The sequence below is a fragment of the Cronobacter turicensis genome (assembly GCF_041222865.1).
Classification (GTDB): Bacteria; Pseudomonadota; Gammaproteobacteria; order Enterobacterales; family Enterobacteriaceae; genus Cronobacter; species Cronobacter turicensis.
The window spans coordinates 385808-399902 of record NZ_CP165997.1; the positions used below are offsets into that span (position 1 = coordinate 385808).

11 protein-coding genes, 1 tRNA gene and 2 rRNA genes are annotated in these 14095 nt (G+C 54.2%); 9 read left to right on the forward strand and 5 right to left on the reverse strand.

Going from position 1 to position 14095, the window contains the following annotated elements:
- Positions 1-100: 100 nt before the first annotated feature.
- The 4 genes from trkA to def all read right to left on the reverse strand — a co-directional run bounded on the left by trkA (position 101) and on the right by def (position 4357).
- Positions 101-1477 carry a Trk system potassium transporter TrkA gene (gene trkA / locus AB8W27_RS01895; RefSeq protein ID WP_007764763.1) on the reverse strand — a complete coding sequence of 459 codons (1377 nt, stop codon included), beginning with the start codon at positions 1475-1477 and terminating at the stop codon, positions 101-103.
- 40 nt (positions 1478-1517) lie between these two features.
- Positions 1518-2807 (reverse strand): 16S rRNA (cytosine(967)-C(5))-methyltransferase RsmB, encoded by a 1290-nt coding sequence (rsmB, locus tag AB8W27_RS01900; protein WP_041924215.1) that lies wholly within the window; start codon positions 2805-2807, stop codon positions 1518-1520.
- Between the two features lie 68 nt (positions 2808-2875).
- Positions 2876-3823: a methionyl-tRNA formyltransferase gene (fmt, locus tag AB8W27_RS01905; RefSeq protein WP_015742701.1), complete on the reverse strand. Its 948-nt coding sequence runs from the start codon at positions 3821-3823 to the stop codon at positions 2876-2878.
- Positions 3824-3841: 18 nt separating this feature from the next.
- Complete coding sequence (def, locus tag AB8W27_RS01910; RefSeq protein WP_007702442.1) at positions 3842-4357, reverse strand: peptide deformylase; 516 nt, start codon at positions 4355-4357, stop codon at positions 3842-3844.
- Positions 4358-4486: 129 nt separating this feature from the next.
- Between def and dprA the strand changes: the two genes are divergently transcribed.
- From dprA to AB8W27_RS01940, 6 genes are read left to right on the forward strand one after another with little or no spacing between them, the layout of a single operon-like run.
- Positions 4487-5599, forward strand: a complete 1113-nt coding sequence (dprA, locus tag AB8W27_RS01915) for a DNA-protecting protein DprA (RefSeq protein ID WP_041923992.1) — start codon at positions 4487-4489, stop codon at positions 5597-5599.
- Positions 5571-6044 carry a DUF494 family protein Smg gene (smg, locus tag AB8W27_RS01920; RefSeq protein ID WP_004388634.1) on the forward strand — a complete coding sequence of 158 codons (474 nt, stop codon included), beginning with the start codon at positions 5571-5573 and terminating at the stop codon, positions 6042-6044. The genes dprA and smg overlap by 29 nt, the downstream gene beginning before the upstream one ends.
- Before the next feature lie 23 nt (positions 6045-6067).
- On the forward strand, positions 6068-6610 hold the full coding sequence (locus AB8W27_RS01925) for a type I DNA topoisomerase (protein WP_071820323.1): 543 nt from the start codon (positions 6068-6070) through the stop codon (positions 6608-6610).
- A gap of 4 nt (positions 6611-6614) precedes the next feature.
- Positions 6615-7187 (forward strand): L-threonylcarbamoyladenylate synthase type 1 TsaC, encoded by a 573-nt coding sequence (gene tsaC / locus AB8W27_RS01930; protein ID WP_015742697.1) that lies wholly within the window; start codon positions 6615-6617, stop codon positions 7185-7187.
- Between the two features lie 3 nt (positions 7188-7190).
- A complete protein-coding gene (aroE, locus tag AB8W27_RS01935; protein ID WP_015742696.1) occupies positions 7191-8009 on the forward strand; it encodes a shikimate dehydrogenase in 819 nt (272 codons plus the stop codon).
- Positions 8006-8263, forward strand: coding sequence for a DUF1488 domain-containing protein (locus AB8W27_RS01940; protein ID WP_015742695.1), 258 nt, complete (start codon positions 8006-8008; stop codon positions 8261-8263). Before aroE ends, AB8W27_RS01940 begins: the two co-directional genes overlap by 4 nt.
- Here AB8W27_RS01940 and AB8W27_RS01945 read toward each other — a convergent pair.
- On the reverse strand, positions 8239-8796 hold the full coding sequence (locus AB8W27_RS01945) for a gamma carbonic anhydrase family protein (protein WP_015742694.1): 558 nt from the start codon (positions 8794-8796) through the stop codon (positions 8239-8241). The two genes, AB8W27_RS01940 and AB8W27_RS01945, sit on opposite strands and share 25 nt — an antisense overlap.
- Before the next feature lie 476 nt (positions 8797-9272).
- Between AB8W27_RS01945 and AB8W27_RS01950 the strand changes: the two genes are divergently transcribed.
- From AB8W27_RS01950 to AB8W27_RS01960, 3 genes are all read left to right on the forward strand, one after another.
- A 16S ribosomal RNA gene (locus tag AB8W27_RS01950) occupies positions 9273-10815 on the forward strand.
- 79 nt (positions 10816-10894) lie between these two features.
- Positions 10895-10970, forward strand: a tRNA-Glu gene (locus AB8W27_RS01955).
- A 201-nt stretch (positions 10971-11171) separates the two neighbouring features.
- Positions 11172-14073 (forward strand): 23S ribosomal RNA (locus AB8W27_RS01960).
- Together the 16S and 23S rRNA genes with 1 tRNA gene alongside form the textbook arrangement of a ribosomal RNA operon.
- The last annotated feature ends 22 nt before the right edge of the window (positions 14074-14095 follow it).

Here is a 14095-nt window from a genome sequence, read left to right on the forward strand (position 1 = left end):
TTTCCATTTTCGCCGCATAATGCAAATTACTTTTTAGCCCCGGAAATAATGCGGATAATATCAAGCGAAAATAATAATGGCGGCCGCAGCCGCCAGATAATCATAAAAAGAACGGGCTCGGCTGGAATAGTCGCTCGACGTCGGTGACGAATTTTTTATCGGTCAGGAACATGATTACATGGTCACCCTGCTCAATACGTAAATTATCATTGGCGATCATGACATCATTACCCCGTACTACGGCACCGATAATCGTACCCGGCGGAAGCTTGATGTCATCGATGACACGTCCTACGACTCTGGATGTTGTTTCGTCGCCATGTGCAACAGCTTCGATTGCTTCAGCCACACCACGGCGTAAAGAAGAGACGCTCACGATGTCGGCCTTGCGCACATGCCCAAGTAGCGCAGAAATGGTGGCTTGTTGCGGAGAGATAGCAATGTCGATCACGCTTCCCTGGACCAGATCCACATAAGCGCGGCGCTGGATCAACACCATGACTTTTTTGGCGCCCATCCGTTTAGCGAGCATCGCGGACATGATATTCGCTTCGTCATCGTTAGTGACGGCGATAAAAAGATCCACCTGATCGATATGCTCTTCCGCGAGAAGTTCCTGATCCGACGCATCGCCATAAAAAACAATCGTATGCTGAAGTTTTTCAGCAAGCTCTGCGGCGCGCTGTTGATCGCGCTCGATAAGCTTTACGCTGTAATCTTTTTCCAGCCGATGCGCGAGGCCTGCGCCGATATTACCGCCGCCAACCAGCATGATGCGTTTATAGGGTTTTTCGAGACGCTGAAGTTCGCTCATCACGGCGCGGATATGCTGCGACGCCGCGATAAAGAAGACTTCATCGCCCGCTTCCACAATGGTGGATCCTTGCGGCCGGATAGGCCTGTCATGGCGGAAAATGGCAGCGACGCGTGTGTCGATATGCGGCATATGTTCGCGCATGGTCGACAGCGCATTACCAACCAGCGGCCCGCCATAATAGGCTTTCACGACCGCGAGGCTGACTTTACCTTCGGCGAAGTTCACCACCTGCAGCGCGCCCGGATATTCAATCAACCGGTAGATGTTATCAATGACCAGCTGTTCCGGCGCGATCAGGTGATCGATCGGCACCGCTTCGGGGGTGAACAGGCGCTCGGCATCCCGGACATAATCCGGCGCGCGGATGCGTGCGATGCGGTTCGGTGTATTGAAAAGCGAATACGCCACCTGGCAGGCAATCATGTTTGTTTCATCGGAGCTGGTCACCGCAACCAGCATATCCGCATCATCGGCGCCCGCTTCGCGCAGAACACGCGGATGGGAGCCGTGTCCCTGTACGACGCGCAGATCAAACTTATCCTGAAGTACGCGAAGGCGATCGCTGTTGGTATCGACAACCGTAATGTCGTTGTTTTCACCCACCAGGTTTTCCGCCAGCGTGCCGCCCACCTGACCTGCACCCAGAATAATTATCTTCATCGTTATGCTTCACCCATCCGGGGCCGCTTGCGGGGCCCGATCACTTTTTGATTAGCTTAGCGTAAAAGAAGCCATCGCCTTCGGTCGCGCCGGGAAGATTCTGTATGCCGGGCGTTTGCGCCGAGCCCGTACCGTCCAGCTGCGCATCCGGCGTTCGGGTTAAAAACGCCCGAATCTGTTCGCTGTTTTCTTCCGGCAAAATGGAGCAGGTCGCATACAGCAATGTACCGCCCGGTTTCAGGTGCGGCCAGATAGCGTCGAGAATATCAGACTGCAACTGCGCCAGCTCACTGATATCAGAATCACGACGCAGCCACTTAATATCCGGGTGACGGCGAATAACGCCGGTCGCGGAGCAGGGCGCATCAAGCAGGATCCTGTCAAACTGCATATCGCCACACCAGGTTGCCGGGAAGCGGCCATCGCCCACCTTGACCTCTGCCCTCATCTTCACACGCTTCAGGTTTTCATAAACGCGAGAGATGCGCTGAGCGTCAACGTCAACGGCCAGCACGTTAGCCTGCGGCGCAGCTTCAAGGATATGTGTGGTTTTTCCGCCAGGTGCGGCGCACAAATCGAGGATCGTCTCGCCGTTTTGCGGCGCTAATAGTTCGACGCAACCCTGTGCCGAGGCGTCCTGCACTGTTACCCAGCCCTGCTCAAAACCAGGCAGCGCGCTGACCGGCGCCGGCGCCTCAAGGCGTACGGCGTCCGGGTAACGCGGGTGGATATGACCCGTCATCCCGTTTTCTTCCAGCAGCGTAAGCCACTCGTCGCGGGAATGATGCTGACGGTTGACGCGCAGCCACATCGGCGGGCGCTCGTTGTTGGCTTGCACCACGGCTTGCCACTCTTGTGGCCAGGCGGTCTGAAGCCGCTTTAACAGCCACATCGGATGTAACCAGCGCGCATCCTGACCTGCAAATTCGGCCAGTAACTCATCCTGCTGGCGCTGAAACTGGCGCAATACGCCGTTAATCAGCCCCTTAAACTGCATGCGCTTGATCGCCACCGCGCCTTCCACGGTTTCAGCCAGCGCCGCGTGCGGCGGAATACGCGTATACAGCAGCTGATATAAGCCCACCATAATCAGGTAATGAATGGTGCGCTGTTTACCTGTCATCGGGCGCGACATCAGCTTATTGATAAGCCATTCCTGCTGCGAGAGCGTGCGCAAAACGCCGAAGCAAAGTTCCTGTAACAGCGCTTTGTCTTTATCAGAGACTTTATGCTGGAGCGGCGGCAGAACGGTACTGAGGGACTGGCCTTTTTCGACTACCTGTTCGATAGCTTGCGCCGCCAGGCTGCGGAGATTAATGGATTTTTTCATAGCCACGGGCAGGTTAACCTGCATCTGAAATAAAAAGGCCCGGAAAACCGGGCTGTTAATGCCGTCGCTCAGGCGAGAATCGCGCCTGGCGTAAACCACTCCCGGCGGGAGTTTAAAAGATCCTGCGCTGACATCGGTTTTTTACCCGCAGGCTGGAGTTCTTCCAGATTGAGGATGCCATCCGCCGTCGCTATCTGGACACCCTGTTTACCCGCATCAAGCACGGTGCCAGGAGCCGCGTTACCCTGCTGATGGATAACCGACGCTTTCCAGACTTTCACAGGCTGATCGTCAATCATGAAGAAGCTAACAGGCCAGGGGTTAAACGCGCGGATACAGCGTTCAAGCTGCCCGGCGGAAAGCGTCCAGTCGAGGCGGGCCTCTTCTTTACTAAGCTTGTCTGCATACGTTGCCTGTGCGTCATCCTGTTTTTCAGGAACCGCGCGGCCCGTTGCCAGATCCTCAAGCGTGGCGAGCAGCCCCTGCGGGCCAAGCTGTGCCAGCTTTTCATACAGCGAGGCGCTGGTGTCGTCGGCAGTAATCGGACAGGAAAGCTTACGCAACATGTCGCCGGTATCGAGCCCTTTGTCCATCTGCATGATAGTCACGCCGGTTTCTGAATCGCCCGCCCACAGCGAACGCTGAATAGGCGCCGCGCCGCGCCAGCGCGGAAGCAGCGAGCCGTGTACATTAATACAGCCCAGGCGGGGCATCGCCAGCACTGCTTCAGGAAGAATCAAGCCGTAGGCGACCACCACCATGACATCAGCATTCAGTGCAGACACGAGCGCCTGATTTTCAGCTGGACGCAGAGATTTCGGCTGAAAGATCGGGATGTCATTTTCTTGCGCCAGCACTTTTACCGGCCCTGGCATCAGCTTTTTACCGCGGCCCGCCGGACGGTCTGGCTGAGTGAATACGCCAACGACCTGATGGGAAGAGGACAACAACGCGTCGAGATGACGCGCTGCGAAATCCGGCGTACCGGCGAAAATAATGCGAAGTGACTCGGACACGTTATTCCCTGTCTTTATTTAACCTGCGGCTTTCGCCTTCATGCGATCCAGTTTTTCAACTTTCTGGCGAATACGCTGACGCTTCATTGGCGACAGATAATCGATAAATAATTTACCAACCAGGTGATCCATTTCATGCTGGATACAAATGGCCAGCAGACCGTCAGCTTCCAGTTCAAACGATTTCCCGTTGCGGTCAAGCGCGCGGATTTTCACTTTCTCGGCACGCGGCACAAAGGCGCGTTGTTCCGGGATAGAGAGGCAGCCCTCTTCAATGCCGGTTTCGCCGGACTGTTCCAGCAGCTCCGGGTTGATAAGGACCAGGCGCTCATCGCGATTTTCAGAAACATCAATCACGATAATACGCTGATGAATATCTACCTGGGTTGCGGCAAGCCCAATGCCTTCTTCGGCGTACATCGTGTCGAACATATCATCAACGATACGCTGAATATCTGCATTAACTTCTTTAACCGGTTCAGCGACGATGCGAAGCCGCTCGTCCGGAATATGTAATACCTGCAAAACTGACATAAATTTCCAGAGCTGTATTCAAGAGTTGAAAGGATCTTAACCTCTATTCTAGACAAATCCCCCTTTGATTGACAGCATCAGCAACGAATCACAGGGATTAGAGAACGGCGTCTGGCGGGGGATAGCGCGATGTCACCAACGGAGATTTGGTTACGCCTGATGGCGGTGTATAGCCTGAGCGGCGAAATAATGGTTCGGGCTTTTCAGCGGCTGCAAAATATGCCCGGCGATCCCGCCGAGGCATTACGGCTGGCGGGGCTTAACATAAAGCAACGGGCGCTTTTCTTCGGTTATCCGCAGGCGAAGCTTGAGGCTGCTCTGCGCTGGCTTGAAATGCCGGGGCACCATTTACTCACTGCGCGCTCTGCGCATTATCCCGTTTCTCTACGCGCAATCGAATGGTTCCCCGGCGCGTTGCTGGTGGCAGGCGATCCCCGGGCATTGACCCGGCCGCAGTTGGCTGTCGTCGGTAGCCGCCATCATTCGTGGTATGGCGAGCAGTGGGGCAGCAAATTCTGTTATGCGCTGGCGGAAAGCGGCCTGACCTTAACCAGCGGGCTGGCGCTGGGGATAGACGCTATCGCGCACCGCAGCGCGCTTAAGGCGCAGGGGAAAACTATCGCGGTGTTGGGTAACGGCCTCGCACAGGTGTATCCGGCGCGTCATCGCAAACTGGCGGAGGAGATAATTGAGCAAGGCGGAGCGGTGGTGTCAGAGTTTCCTTTTGAGGCGCAGCCCCGGCCTGCGCACTTCCCAAGGCGTAATCGTATCATCAGCGGATTGAGCGTTGGTGTGCTGGTGGTCGAGGCCGCGTTACGCAGCGGTTCACTGGTCACAGCGCGGTGCGCCGTTGAGCAAGGGCGCGAAGTTTTCGCGCTGCCGGGCCCTGTCGGTAATCCCGGTTGTGAAGGGCCGCACTGGCTGATTCAACAAGGCGCTATCGCCGTTACGCATCCTCAGGACATTATCGATTATTTACAAAACGAGCTGCCCTGGCTCAAGACTGTGAATTATTCACCGGATCAAGAGGAAGGTGCATTGCCATTTCCCGAGCTGTTGGCTAACGTAGGAGATGAGGTTACACCTGTTGACGTCGTCGCTGAACGTGCCGGCCAACCTGTGCCATTGACGGTAGCCCAGCTACTCGAACTGGAGTTAGCAGGATGGATCGCAGCTGTACCCGGCGGCTATGTCCGAGTGAGGAGGGCAGGCCATGTTCGACGTACTAATGTATTTGTTTGAAACCTATATCCATAACGAAGCTGAGATGCGCGTTGACCAGGATAAGCTGACGCGGGACCTGACGGATGCGGGTTTTGATCAGGAAGATATCTTTAATGCGCTGTTATGGCTGGAAAAGCTGGCGGATTATCAGGATGGTCTTTCCGCGCCGATGCAACTGGCGTCGGATCCACTCTCAATGCGTATTTACACCGCAGAAGAGTGCCAGCGGCTGGACGCCAGCTGTCGGGGGTTCCTGCTGTTTCTGGAACAAATTCAGGTGCTGAATCTCGAAACTCGTGAAATGGTTATTGAGCGCGTCATGGCGCTGGATACCGCCGAGTTTGATTTAGAAGATCTTAAGTGGGTCATCCTGATGGTGCTTTTTAACATCCCCGGATGTGAAAATGCCTATCAACAAATGGAAGAACTGCTCTTTGAGGTGAATGACGGTATGCTGCACTGATATTTTCAGCGCAGTGGTGAATTATGGCAAGGTCAGCACTCTTTTCAGTGCCCAAACACGAGCCCTGCCCAAAATGCGGGGCTGAACTCCTTATACGTTCCGGGAAGCATGGTCCTTTCCTGGGATGTTCGCATTACCCCGAGTGTGATTACGTTCGCCCGCTGAAAGGCCAGGCGGACGGTCACATCGTCAAAGTACTTGAAGGCCAGCAATGCCCGGTATGTGACGCGACGCTTGTGCTAAGGCAGGGGCGTTTCGGCATGTTTATCGGCTGCAGCCGTTATCCTGAGTGCGAACACACTGAACAAATCGACAAACCTGACGAAACCGCATTGCACTGTCCTCAGTGTAGCGATGGCCATCTGGTTCAGCGTCGGTCGCGCTTTGGCAAAACCTTTTATTCCTGCGATCGCTATCCGGAATGCCAGTTTGTGATTAATGCCAGACCGGTGGCAGGCGAATGCCCGGAATGCCATTATCCCCTCCTTATAGAAAAGAAAACCGCGCACGGCATGAAACGCTTTTGCGCCAGTAAACAATGTGGAAAGCCGGTAACGGCGGAATAAGACCGTGAAGAATAATCAGCCTGCGGACGCGATATCCTCTATCGTCGACGTCCTTAAAAAAGAACATGTCATCGCTTATCCAACAGAAGCGGTATTCGGTGTGGGATGTGACCCAGACAGCGAAACCGCCGTAAAACGACTGCTGGAATTAAAGCAGCGGCCCATGGAAAAAGGACTCATCCTGATTGCGGCAAACTTTGAGCAACTCAAGCCCTATATAGATGATGCAGCGCTGACGCCGGAACAGCGTGAAGCGGTGTTTGCCTGCTGGCCTGGGCCAGTGACGTTTGTTTTCCCGGCAAAGGCATCAACGCCCCGCTGGCTGACGGGCCGTTTTGACTCGCTGGCGGTTCGCGTCACGAATCATCCGCAGGTCATTGCGCTATGCGAAGCCTTCGGCAAACCGCTGGTATCGACCAGCGCCAATCTTTCCGGGCTTGAGCCATGCCGTACGGCGCAGGAAGTGCTGGCACAGTTCGGTGACGCTTTCCCGGTGTTGCATGGCGCAACGGGGGGGCGACAAAATCCTTCTGAGATCCGTGATGCGCTGACGGGTGCACTTTTCCGACAAGGGTAACGCATGGAAACCTACGCTGTTTTTGGTAATCCTGTCTCGCACAGTAAATCGCCGTTTATTCATCAGCAATTTGCGCAGCAGTTACAGATTACGCATCCGTACGGACGCGTACTGGCGCCGCGTGATAACTTTGTGAAGACGCTGGAAGACTTTTTCAGCGCGGGGGGAAAGGGCGCAAACGTGACGGTGCCTTTTAAAGAGCAGGCTTTTGCCCGTGCCGATGAACTGACGGAAAGAGCGGCGCTTGCCGGTGCGGTCAATACGCTGAAGCGGCTTGAGGATGGGCGTTTACTCGGCGATAACACGGATGGTATTGGTCTCTTAAGCGATCTTGAGCGCCTTGATATGATCCAGCCGCGTTACCGGATCCTGCTGGTGGGCGCTGGCGGCGCAGCGAGGGGCGTCTTGTTGCCTCTGCTGTCGCTGGATTGTGTGGTAACCATTACTAACCGCACCTTTGCCCGCGCGCAGGAGCTGGCGACGCTCTTTAGTCATACCGGCAGCGTAAACGCCGTCGCGCTTGCGGATCTGGCTGGTCATAAGTTCGATCTCATTATTAATGCCACTTCCAGCGGGATGCATGGTGAGATCCCGGCGCTTCCGGCGGCACTGATTGCGGAAAAAATGGCTTGCTATGACATGTTCTATCAGAAAGGCCTGACGCCGTTCCTGTCATGGTGTCAGACACAGGGCGCAACGCATCTCGCGGACGGGCTGGGTATGCTGGTGAGCCAGGCGGCGCACGCGGTTCTGCTCTGGCATGGCGTCCTGCCGGAAGTTGTGCCGGTGATTGAGAAGCTCAAGCAGGAGCTGGCGCAATGAATCAGGCGATTCAGTTCCCGGATCGTGAGCACTGGGATGAACGGCGTCAGGTCGTGTGTTTTCCGGCGTTGGTCAATGGACTGGTCCTTACCTGTGCGATTCCGCAGTCTGTGCTGGTGGCCCGTTTTTCTGGTGAGTCGCCCGATGAATGGATCGCGGCATTCCGACAGCACCGTTGGGATCTTGAAGAAGAAGCTGAGCAGCTTATCGCTGCTCAGGAAGAGGATAATCAGGGCTGGGTCTGGCTCTCCTGAGCCAGATACTCATCTTTCCACTTCACATAGTTATTTGCCGAGTAGCGCAGCCCTTCGCGCTCTGCGTCTTTTAACGGGCGAATCTGCTTTACCGGGCTGCCAAGATACAGGTAACCGCTTTCCAGACGCTTATCCTGCGGCACCAGGCTTCCGGCACCTATCATCACGTCATTTTCTATAATGGCGCCGTCAAGTACGATCGAGCCCATGCCGACTAGCACGCGATTGCCAATGGTGCAGCCATGCAGCATGACCTTATGCCCAACCGTAACGTCTTCGCCAATAATGAGCGGATTACCCTCAGGGTTATAAGAAGATTTATGCGTGACATGTAACACGCTGCCATCCTGAATATTCGTGCGCGCGCCAACGGCAACATAATTGACGTCTCCGCGGATCACCACCAGGGGCCAGACGCCTACATCGTCAGCCAGTCTAACATCGCCAATCACTACGCTTGAGCTATCCACCATTACGCGCTGGCCTGTGCCGGGAAAGGTATTTTTATAAAGACGTAATACAGAAGAAGACATAATCGCCTCGGTTTCTTATCAAGAGTAAGAAGACTTTGGTTGGATTTAAGGCAGTGTGCAAGCGTAAATGCGCCTGTTCGTTGAGCAGATCGCGCGGGATCGCAGCAATGAGCATGAAAAAACAGCAGTTGAAAGAAAAGATCGAAAAAAAGGTTGTGCTGAAAACTGAGATCCCTATAATGCGCCTCCATCGAGACGGCAATGTGAAGCACTTCACGAAATGGCCGGCGCGATAAGAGAAAAATCCTGAAATTAAGGGTTGACTCTGAAAGAGGAAAGCGTAATATACGCCACCTCGCGACAGCAGGCTGAAAGCCTTGTCGCACCGCTCTTTAACAATTTATCAGACAATCTGTGTGGGCACTCGGGGCACTGATATCTTAACGTCTTCGGACGATAAATGAATATCAAGTCTCAAGTGAACAACAGTTAATTCATTACGAACTAACAGTTTAATTCTTTGAGCATCAGACTTTTAATTGAAGAGTTTGATCATGGCTCAGATTGAACGCTGGCGGCAGGCCTAACACATGCAAGTCGAACGGTAACAGAGAGCAGCTTGCTGCTCTGCTGACGAGTGGCGGACGGGTGAGTAATGTCTGGGAAACTGCCTGATGGAGGGGGATAACTACTGGAAACGGTAGCTAATACCGCATAACGTCTTCGGACCAAAGTGGGGGACCTTCGGGCCTCATGCCATCAGATGTGCCCAGATGGGATTAGCTAGTAGGTGGGGTAAAGGCTCACCTAGGCGACGATCCCTAGCTGGTCTGAGAGGATGACCAGCCACACTGGAACTGAGACACGGTCCAGACTCCTACGGGAGGCAGCAGTGGGGAATATTGCACAATGGGCGCAAGCCTGATGCAGCCATGCCGCGTGTATGAAGAAGGCCTTCGGGTTGTAAAGTACTTTCAGCGAGGAGGAAGGGATTGTGGTTAATAACCGCAGTCATTGACGTTACTCGCAGAAGAAGCACCGGCTAACTCCGTGCCAGCAGCCGCGGTAATACGGAGGGTGCAAGCGTTAATCGGAATTACTGGGCGTAAAGCGCACGCAGGCGGTTTGTTAAGTCAGATGTGAAATCCCCGGGCTCAACCTGGGAACTGCATTTGAAACTGGCAAGCTTGAGTCTCGTAGAGGGGGGTAGAATTCCAGGTGTAGCGGTGAAATGCGTAGAGATCTGGAGGAATACCGGTGGCGAAGGCGGCCCCCTGGACGAAGACTGACGCTCAGGTGCGAAAGCGTGGGGAGCAAACAGGATTAGATACCCTGGTAGTCCACGCCGTAAACGATGTCGACTTGGAGGTTGTGCCCTTGAGGCGTGGCTTCCGGAGCTAACGCGTTAAGTCGACCGCCTGGGGAGTACGGCCGCAAGGTTAAAACTCAAATGAATTGACGGGGGCCCGCACAAGCGGTGGAGCATGTGGTTTAATTCGATGCAACGCGAAGAACCTTACCTGGTCTTGACATCCAGAGAATCCTGCAGAGATGCGGGAGTGCCTTCGGGAACTCTGAGACAGGTGCTGCATGGCTGTCGTCAGCTCGTGTTGTGAAATGTTGGGTTAAGTCCCGCAACGAGCGCAACCCTTATCCTTTGTTGCCAGCACGTAATGGTGGGAACTCAAAGGAGACTGCCGGTGATAAACCGGAGGAAGGTGGGGATGACGTCAAGTCATCATGGCCCTTACGACCAGGGCTACACACGTGCTACAATGGCGCATACAAAGAGAAGCGAACTCGCGAGAGCAAGCGGACCTCATAAAGTGCGTCGTAGTCCGGATTGGAGTCTGCAACTCGACTCCATGAAGTCGGAATCGCTAGTAATCGTGGATCAGAATGCCACGGTGAATACGTTCCCGGGCCTTGTACACACCGCCCGTCACACCATGGGAGTGGGTTGCAAAAGAAGTAGGTAGCTTAACCTTCGGGAGGGCGCTTACCACTTTGTGATTCATGACTGGGGTGAAGTCGTAACAAGGTAACCGTAGGGGAACCTGCGGTTGGATCACCTCCTTACCTGAAAGATACAACCTCGTAGTGCTCACACAGATTGTCTGATAGAAAGTAAAGAAGCAGGGTTGTCTGCGAAAGCGAAGTCCCTTTCGTCTAGAGGCCCAGGACACCGCCCTTTCACGGCGGTAACAGGGGTTCGAATCCCCTAAGGGACGCCACCTGCTGGTAATGAGTGAAAGGCGTTACCGATTAATATCTCAAAACTGACTGTAAAGTCATGTTTGAGATATTTGCTCTTTAACAATCCGGAACAAGCTGAAAATTGAAACAGACATGCTGTTGCATTTCTCCGTAATAAGGAATGCGCGGTGTGTCAGAGTCTCTCAAACTCGCAGCACGAAGACTTCTTCGGGTTGTGAGGTTAAGCGAACAAGCGTACACGGTGGATGCCCTGGCAGTCAGAGGCGATGAAGGACGTGCTAATCTGCGAAAAGCGTCGGTAAGGTGATATGAACCGTTATAACCGACGATGTCCGAATGGGGAAACCCGGTGCACTCTGGTGCATCATCGTTTGATGAATACATAGTCAAACGAGGCGAACCGGGGGAACTGAAACATCTAAGTACCCCGAGGAAAAGAAATCAACCGAGATTCCCCCAGTAGCGGCGAGCGAACGGGGAACAGCCCAGAGCCTGAATCAGCTTGTGTGTTAATGGAAGCGTCTGGAAAGTCGCACGATACAGGGTGAAAGTCCCGTACATGAAAGCACACAGGTTGTGAGCTCGATGAGTAGGGCGGGACACGTGATATCCTGTCTGAAGATGGGGGGACCATCCTCCAAGGCTAAATACTCCTGACTGACCGATAGTGAACCAGTACCGTGAGGGAAAGGCGAAAAGAACCCCGGCGAGGGGAGTGAAACAGAACCTGAAACCGTGTACGTACAAGCAGTGGGAGCCTTCGTAAGAGGGTGACTGCGTACCTTTTGTATAATGGGTCAGCGACTTATATTCTGTAGCAAGGTTAACCGTATAGGGGAGCCGAAGGGAAACCGAGTCTTAATTGGGCGTTAAGTTGCAGGGTATAGACCCGAAACCCGGTGATCTAGCCATGGGCAGGTTGAAGGTTGGGTAACACTAACTGGAGGACCGAACCGACTAATGTTGAAAAATTAGCGGATGACCTGTGGCTGGGGGTGAAAGGCCAATCAAACCGGGAGATAGCTGGTTCTCCCCGAAAGCTATTTAGGTAGCGCCTCGTGAACTCATCTCCGGGGGTAGAGCACTGTTTCGGCTAGGGGGCCATCCCGGCTTACCAACCCGATGCAAACTGCGAATACCGGAGAATGTTATCACGGGAGACACACGGCGGGTGCTAACGTCCGTCGTGAAGAGGGAAACAACCCAGACCGCCAGCTAAGGTCCCAAAGTCATGGTTAAGTGGGAAACGATGTGGGAAGGCCCAGACAGCCAGGATGTTGGCTTAGAAGCAGCCATCATTTAAAGAAAGCGTAATAGCTCACTGGTCGAGTCGGCCTGCGCGGAAGATGTAACGGGGCTAAACCATGCACCGAAGCTGCGGCAGCGACACTATGTGTTGTTGGGTAGGGGAGCGTTCTGTAAGCCGTCGAAGGTGTGCTGTGAGGCATGCTGGAGGTATCAGAAGTGCGAATGCTGACATAAGTAACGATAAAGCGGGTGAAAAGCCCGCTCGCCGGAAGACCAAGGGTTCCTGTCCAACGTTAATCGGGGCAGGGTGAGTCGACCCCTAAGGCGAGGCCGAAAGGCGTAGTCGATGGGAAACAGGTTAATATTCCTGTACTTGGTGTTACTGCGAAGGGGGGACGGAGAAGGCTATGTTGGCCGGGCGACGGTTGTCCCGGTTTAAGCGTGTAGGCTGACTTTCCAGGCAAATCCGGAGAGTTAAGGCTGAGGCGTGATGACGAGGCACTACGGTGCTGAAGTGACAAATGCCCTGCTTCCAGGAAAAGCCTCTAAGCATCAGGTAACATCAAATCGTACCCCAAACCGACACAGGTGGTCAGGTAGAGAATACCAAGGCGCTTGAGAGAACTCGGGTGAAGGAACTAGGCAAAATGGTGCCGTAACTTCGGGAGAAGGCACGCTGACATGTAGGTGAAGCCCCTGCGGGTGGAGCTGAAGTCAGTCGAAGATACCAGCTGGCTGCAACTGTTTATTAAAAACACAGCACTGTGCAAACACGAAAGTGGACGTATACGGTGTGACGCCTGCCCGGTGCCGGAAGGTTAATTGATGGGGTTATCGCAAGAGAAGCTCCTGATCGAAGCCCCGGTAAACGGCGGCCGTAACTATAACGGTCCTAAGGTAGCGAAATTCCTTGTCGGGTAAGTTCCGACCTGCACGAATGGCGTAATGATGGCCAGGCTGTCTCCACCCGAGACTCAGTGAAATTGAACTCGCTGTGAAGATGCAGTGTACCCGCGGCAAGACGGAAAGACCCCGTGAACCTTTACTACAGCTTGACACTGAACATTGAGCCTTGATGTGTAGGATAGGTGGGAGGCTTTGAAGCGTGGACGCCAGTCTGCGTGGAGCCAACCTTGAAATACCACCCTTTAATGTTTGATGTTCTAACCTGGCGCCGTGATCCGGCGTGGGGACAGTGTCTGGTGGGTAGTTTGACTGGGGCGGTCTCCTCCCAAAGTGTAACGGAGGAGCACGAAGGTCAGCTAATCCTGGTCGGACATCAGGAGGTTAGTGCAATGGCATAAGCTGGCTTGACTGCGAGAGTGACGGCTCGAGCAGGTGCGAAAGCAGGTCATAGTGATCCGGTGGTTCTGTATGGAAGGGCCATCGCTCAACGGATAAAAGGTACTCCGGGGATAACAGGCTGATACCGCCCAAGAGTTCATATCGACGGCGGTGTTTGGCACCTCGATGTCGGCTCATCACATCCTGGGGCTGAAGTAGGTCCCAAGGGTATGGCTGTTCGCCATTTAAAGTGGTACGCGAGCTGGGTTTAGAACGTCGTGAGACAGTTCGGTCCCTATCTGCCGTGGGCGCTGGAGAATTGAGGGGGGCTGCTCCCAGTACGAGAGGACCGGAGTGGACGCATCACTGGTGTTCGGGTTGTCATGCCAATGGCACTGCCCGGTAGCTAAATGCGGAAGAGATAAGTGCTGAAAGCATCTAAGCACGAAACTTGCCCCGAGATGAGTTCTCCCTGAGACTATAAGTCTCCTGAAGGAACGTTGAAGACGACGACGTTGATAGGCCGGGTGTGTAAGCGCAGCGATGCGTTGAGCTAACCGGTACTAATGAACCGTGAGGCTTAACCTTACAACGCCAAAGAAGTCTGGCG

Coding starts and splice junctions, on each gene's coding strand:
- AB8W27_RS01925 (WP_071820323.1), top strand. CDS start 6,068: ATGGCAAGGTCAGCACTCTTTTCAGTGCCCAAACACGAGCCCTGCCCA.
- trkA (WP_007764763.1), bottom strand. CDS start 1,477: ATGAAGATAATTATTCTGGGTGCAGGTCAGGTGGGCGGCACGCTGGCG.
- rsmB (WP_041924215.1), bottom strand. CDS start 2,807: ATGAAAAAATCCATTAATCTCCGCAGCCTGGCGGCGCAAGCTATCGAA.
- dprA (WP_041923992.1), top strand. CDS start 4,487: ATGTCACCAACGGAGATTTGGTTACGCCTGATGGCGGTGTATAGCCTG.
- AB8W27_RS01945 (WP_015742694.1), bottom strand. CDS start 8,796: ATGTCTTCTTCTGTATTACGTCTTTATAAAAATACCTTTCCCGGCACA.
- aroE (WP_015742696.1), top strand. CDS start 7,191: ATGGAAACCTACGCTGTTTTTGGTAATCCTGTCTCGCACAGTAAATCG.
- smg (WP_004388634.1), top strand. CDS start 5,571: ATGTTCGACGTACTAATGTATTTGTTTGAAACCTATATCCATAACGAA.
- AB8W27_RS01940 (WP_015742695.1), top strand. CDS start 8,006: ATGAATCAGGCGATTCAGTTCCCGGATCGTGAGCACTGGGATGAACGG.
- def (WP_007702442.1), bottom strand. CDS start 4,357: ATGTCAGTTTTGCAGGTATTACATATTCCGGACGAGCGGCTTCGCATC.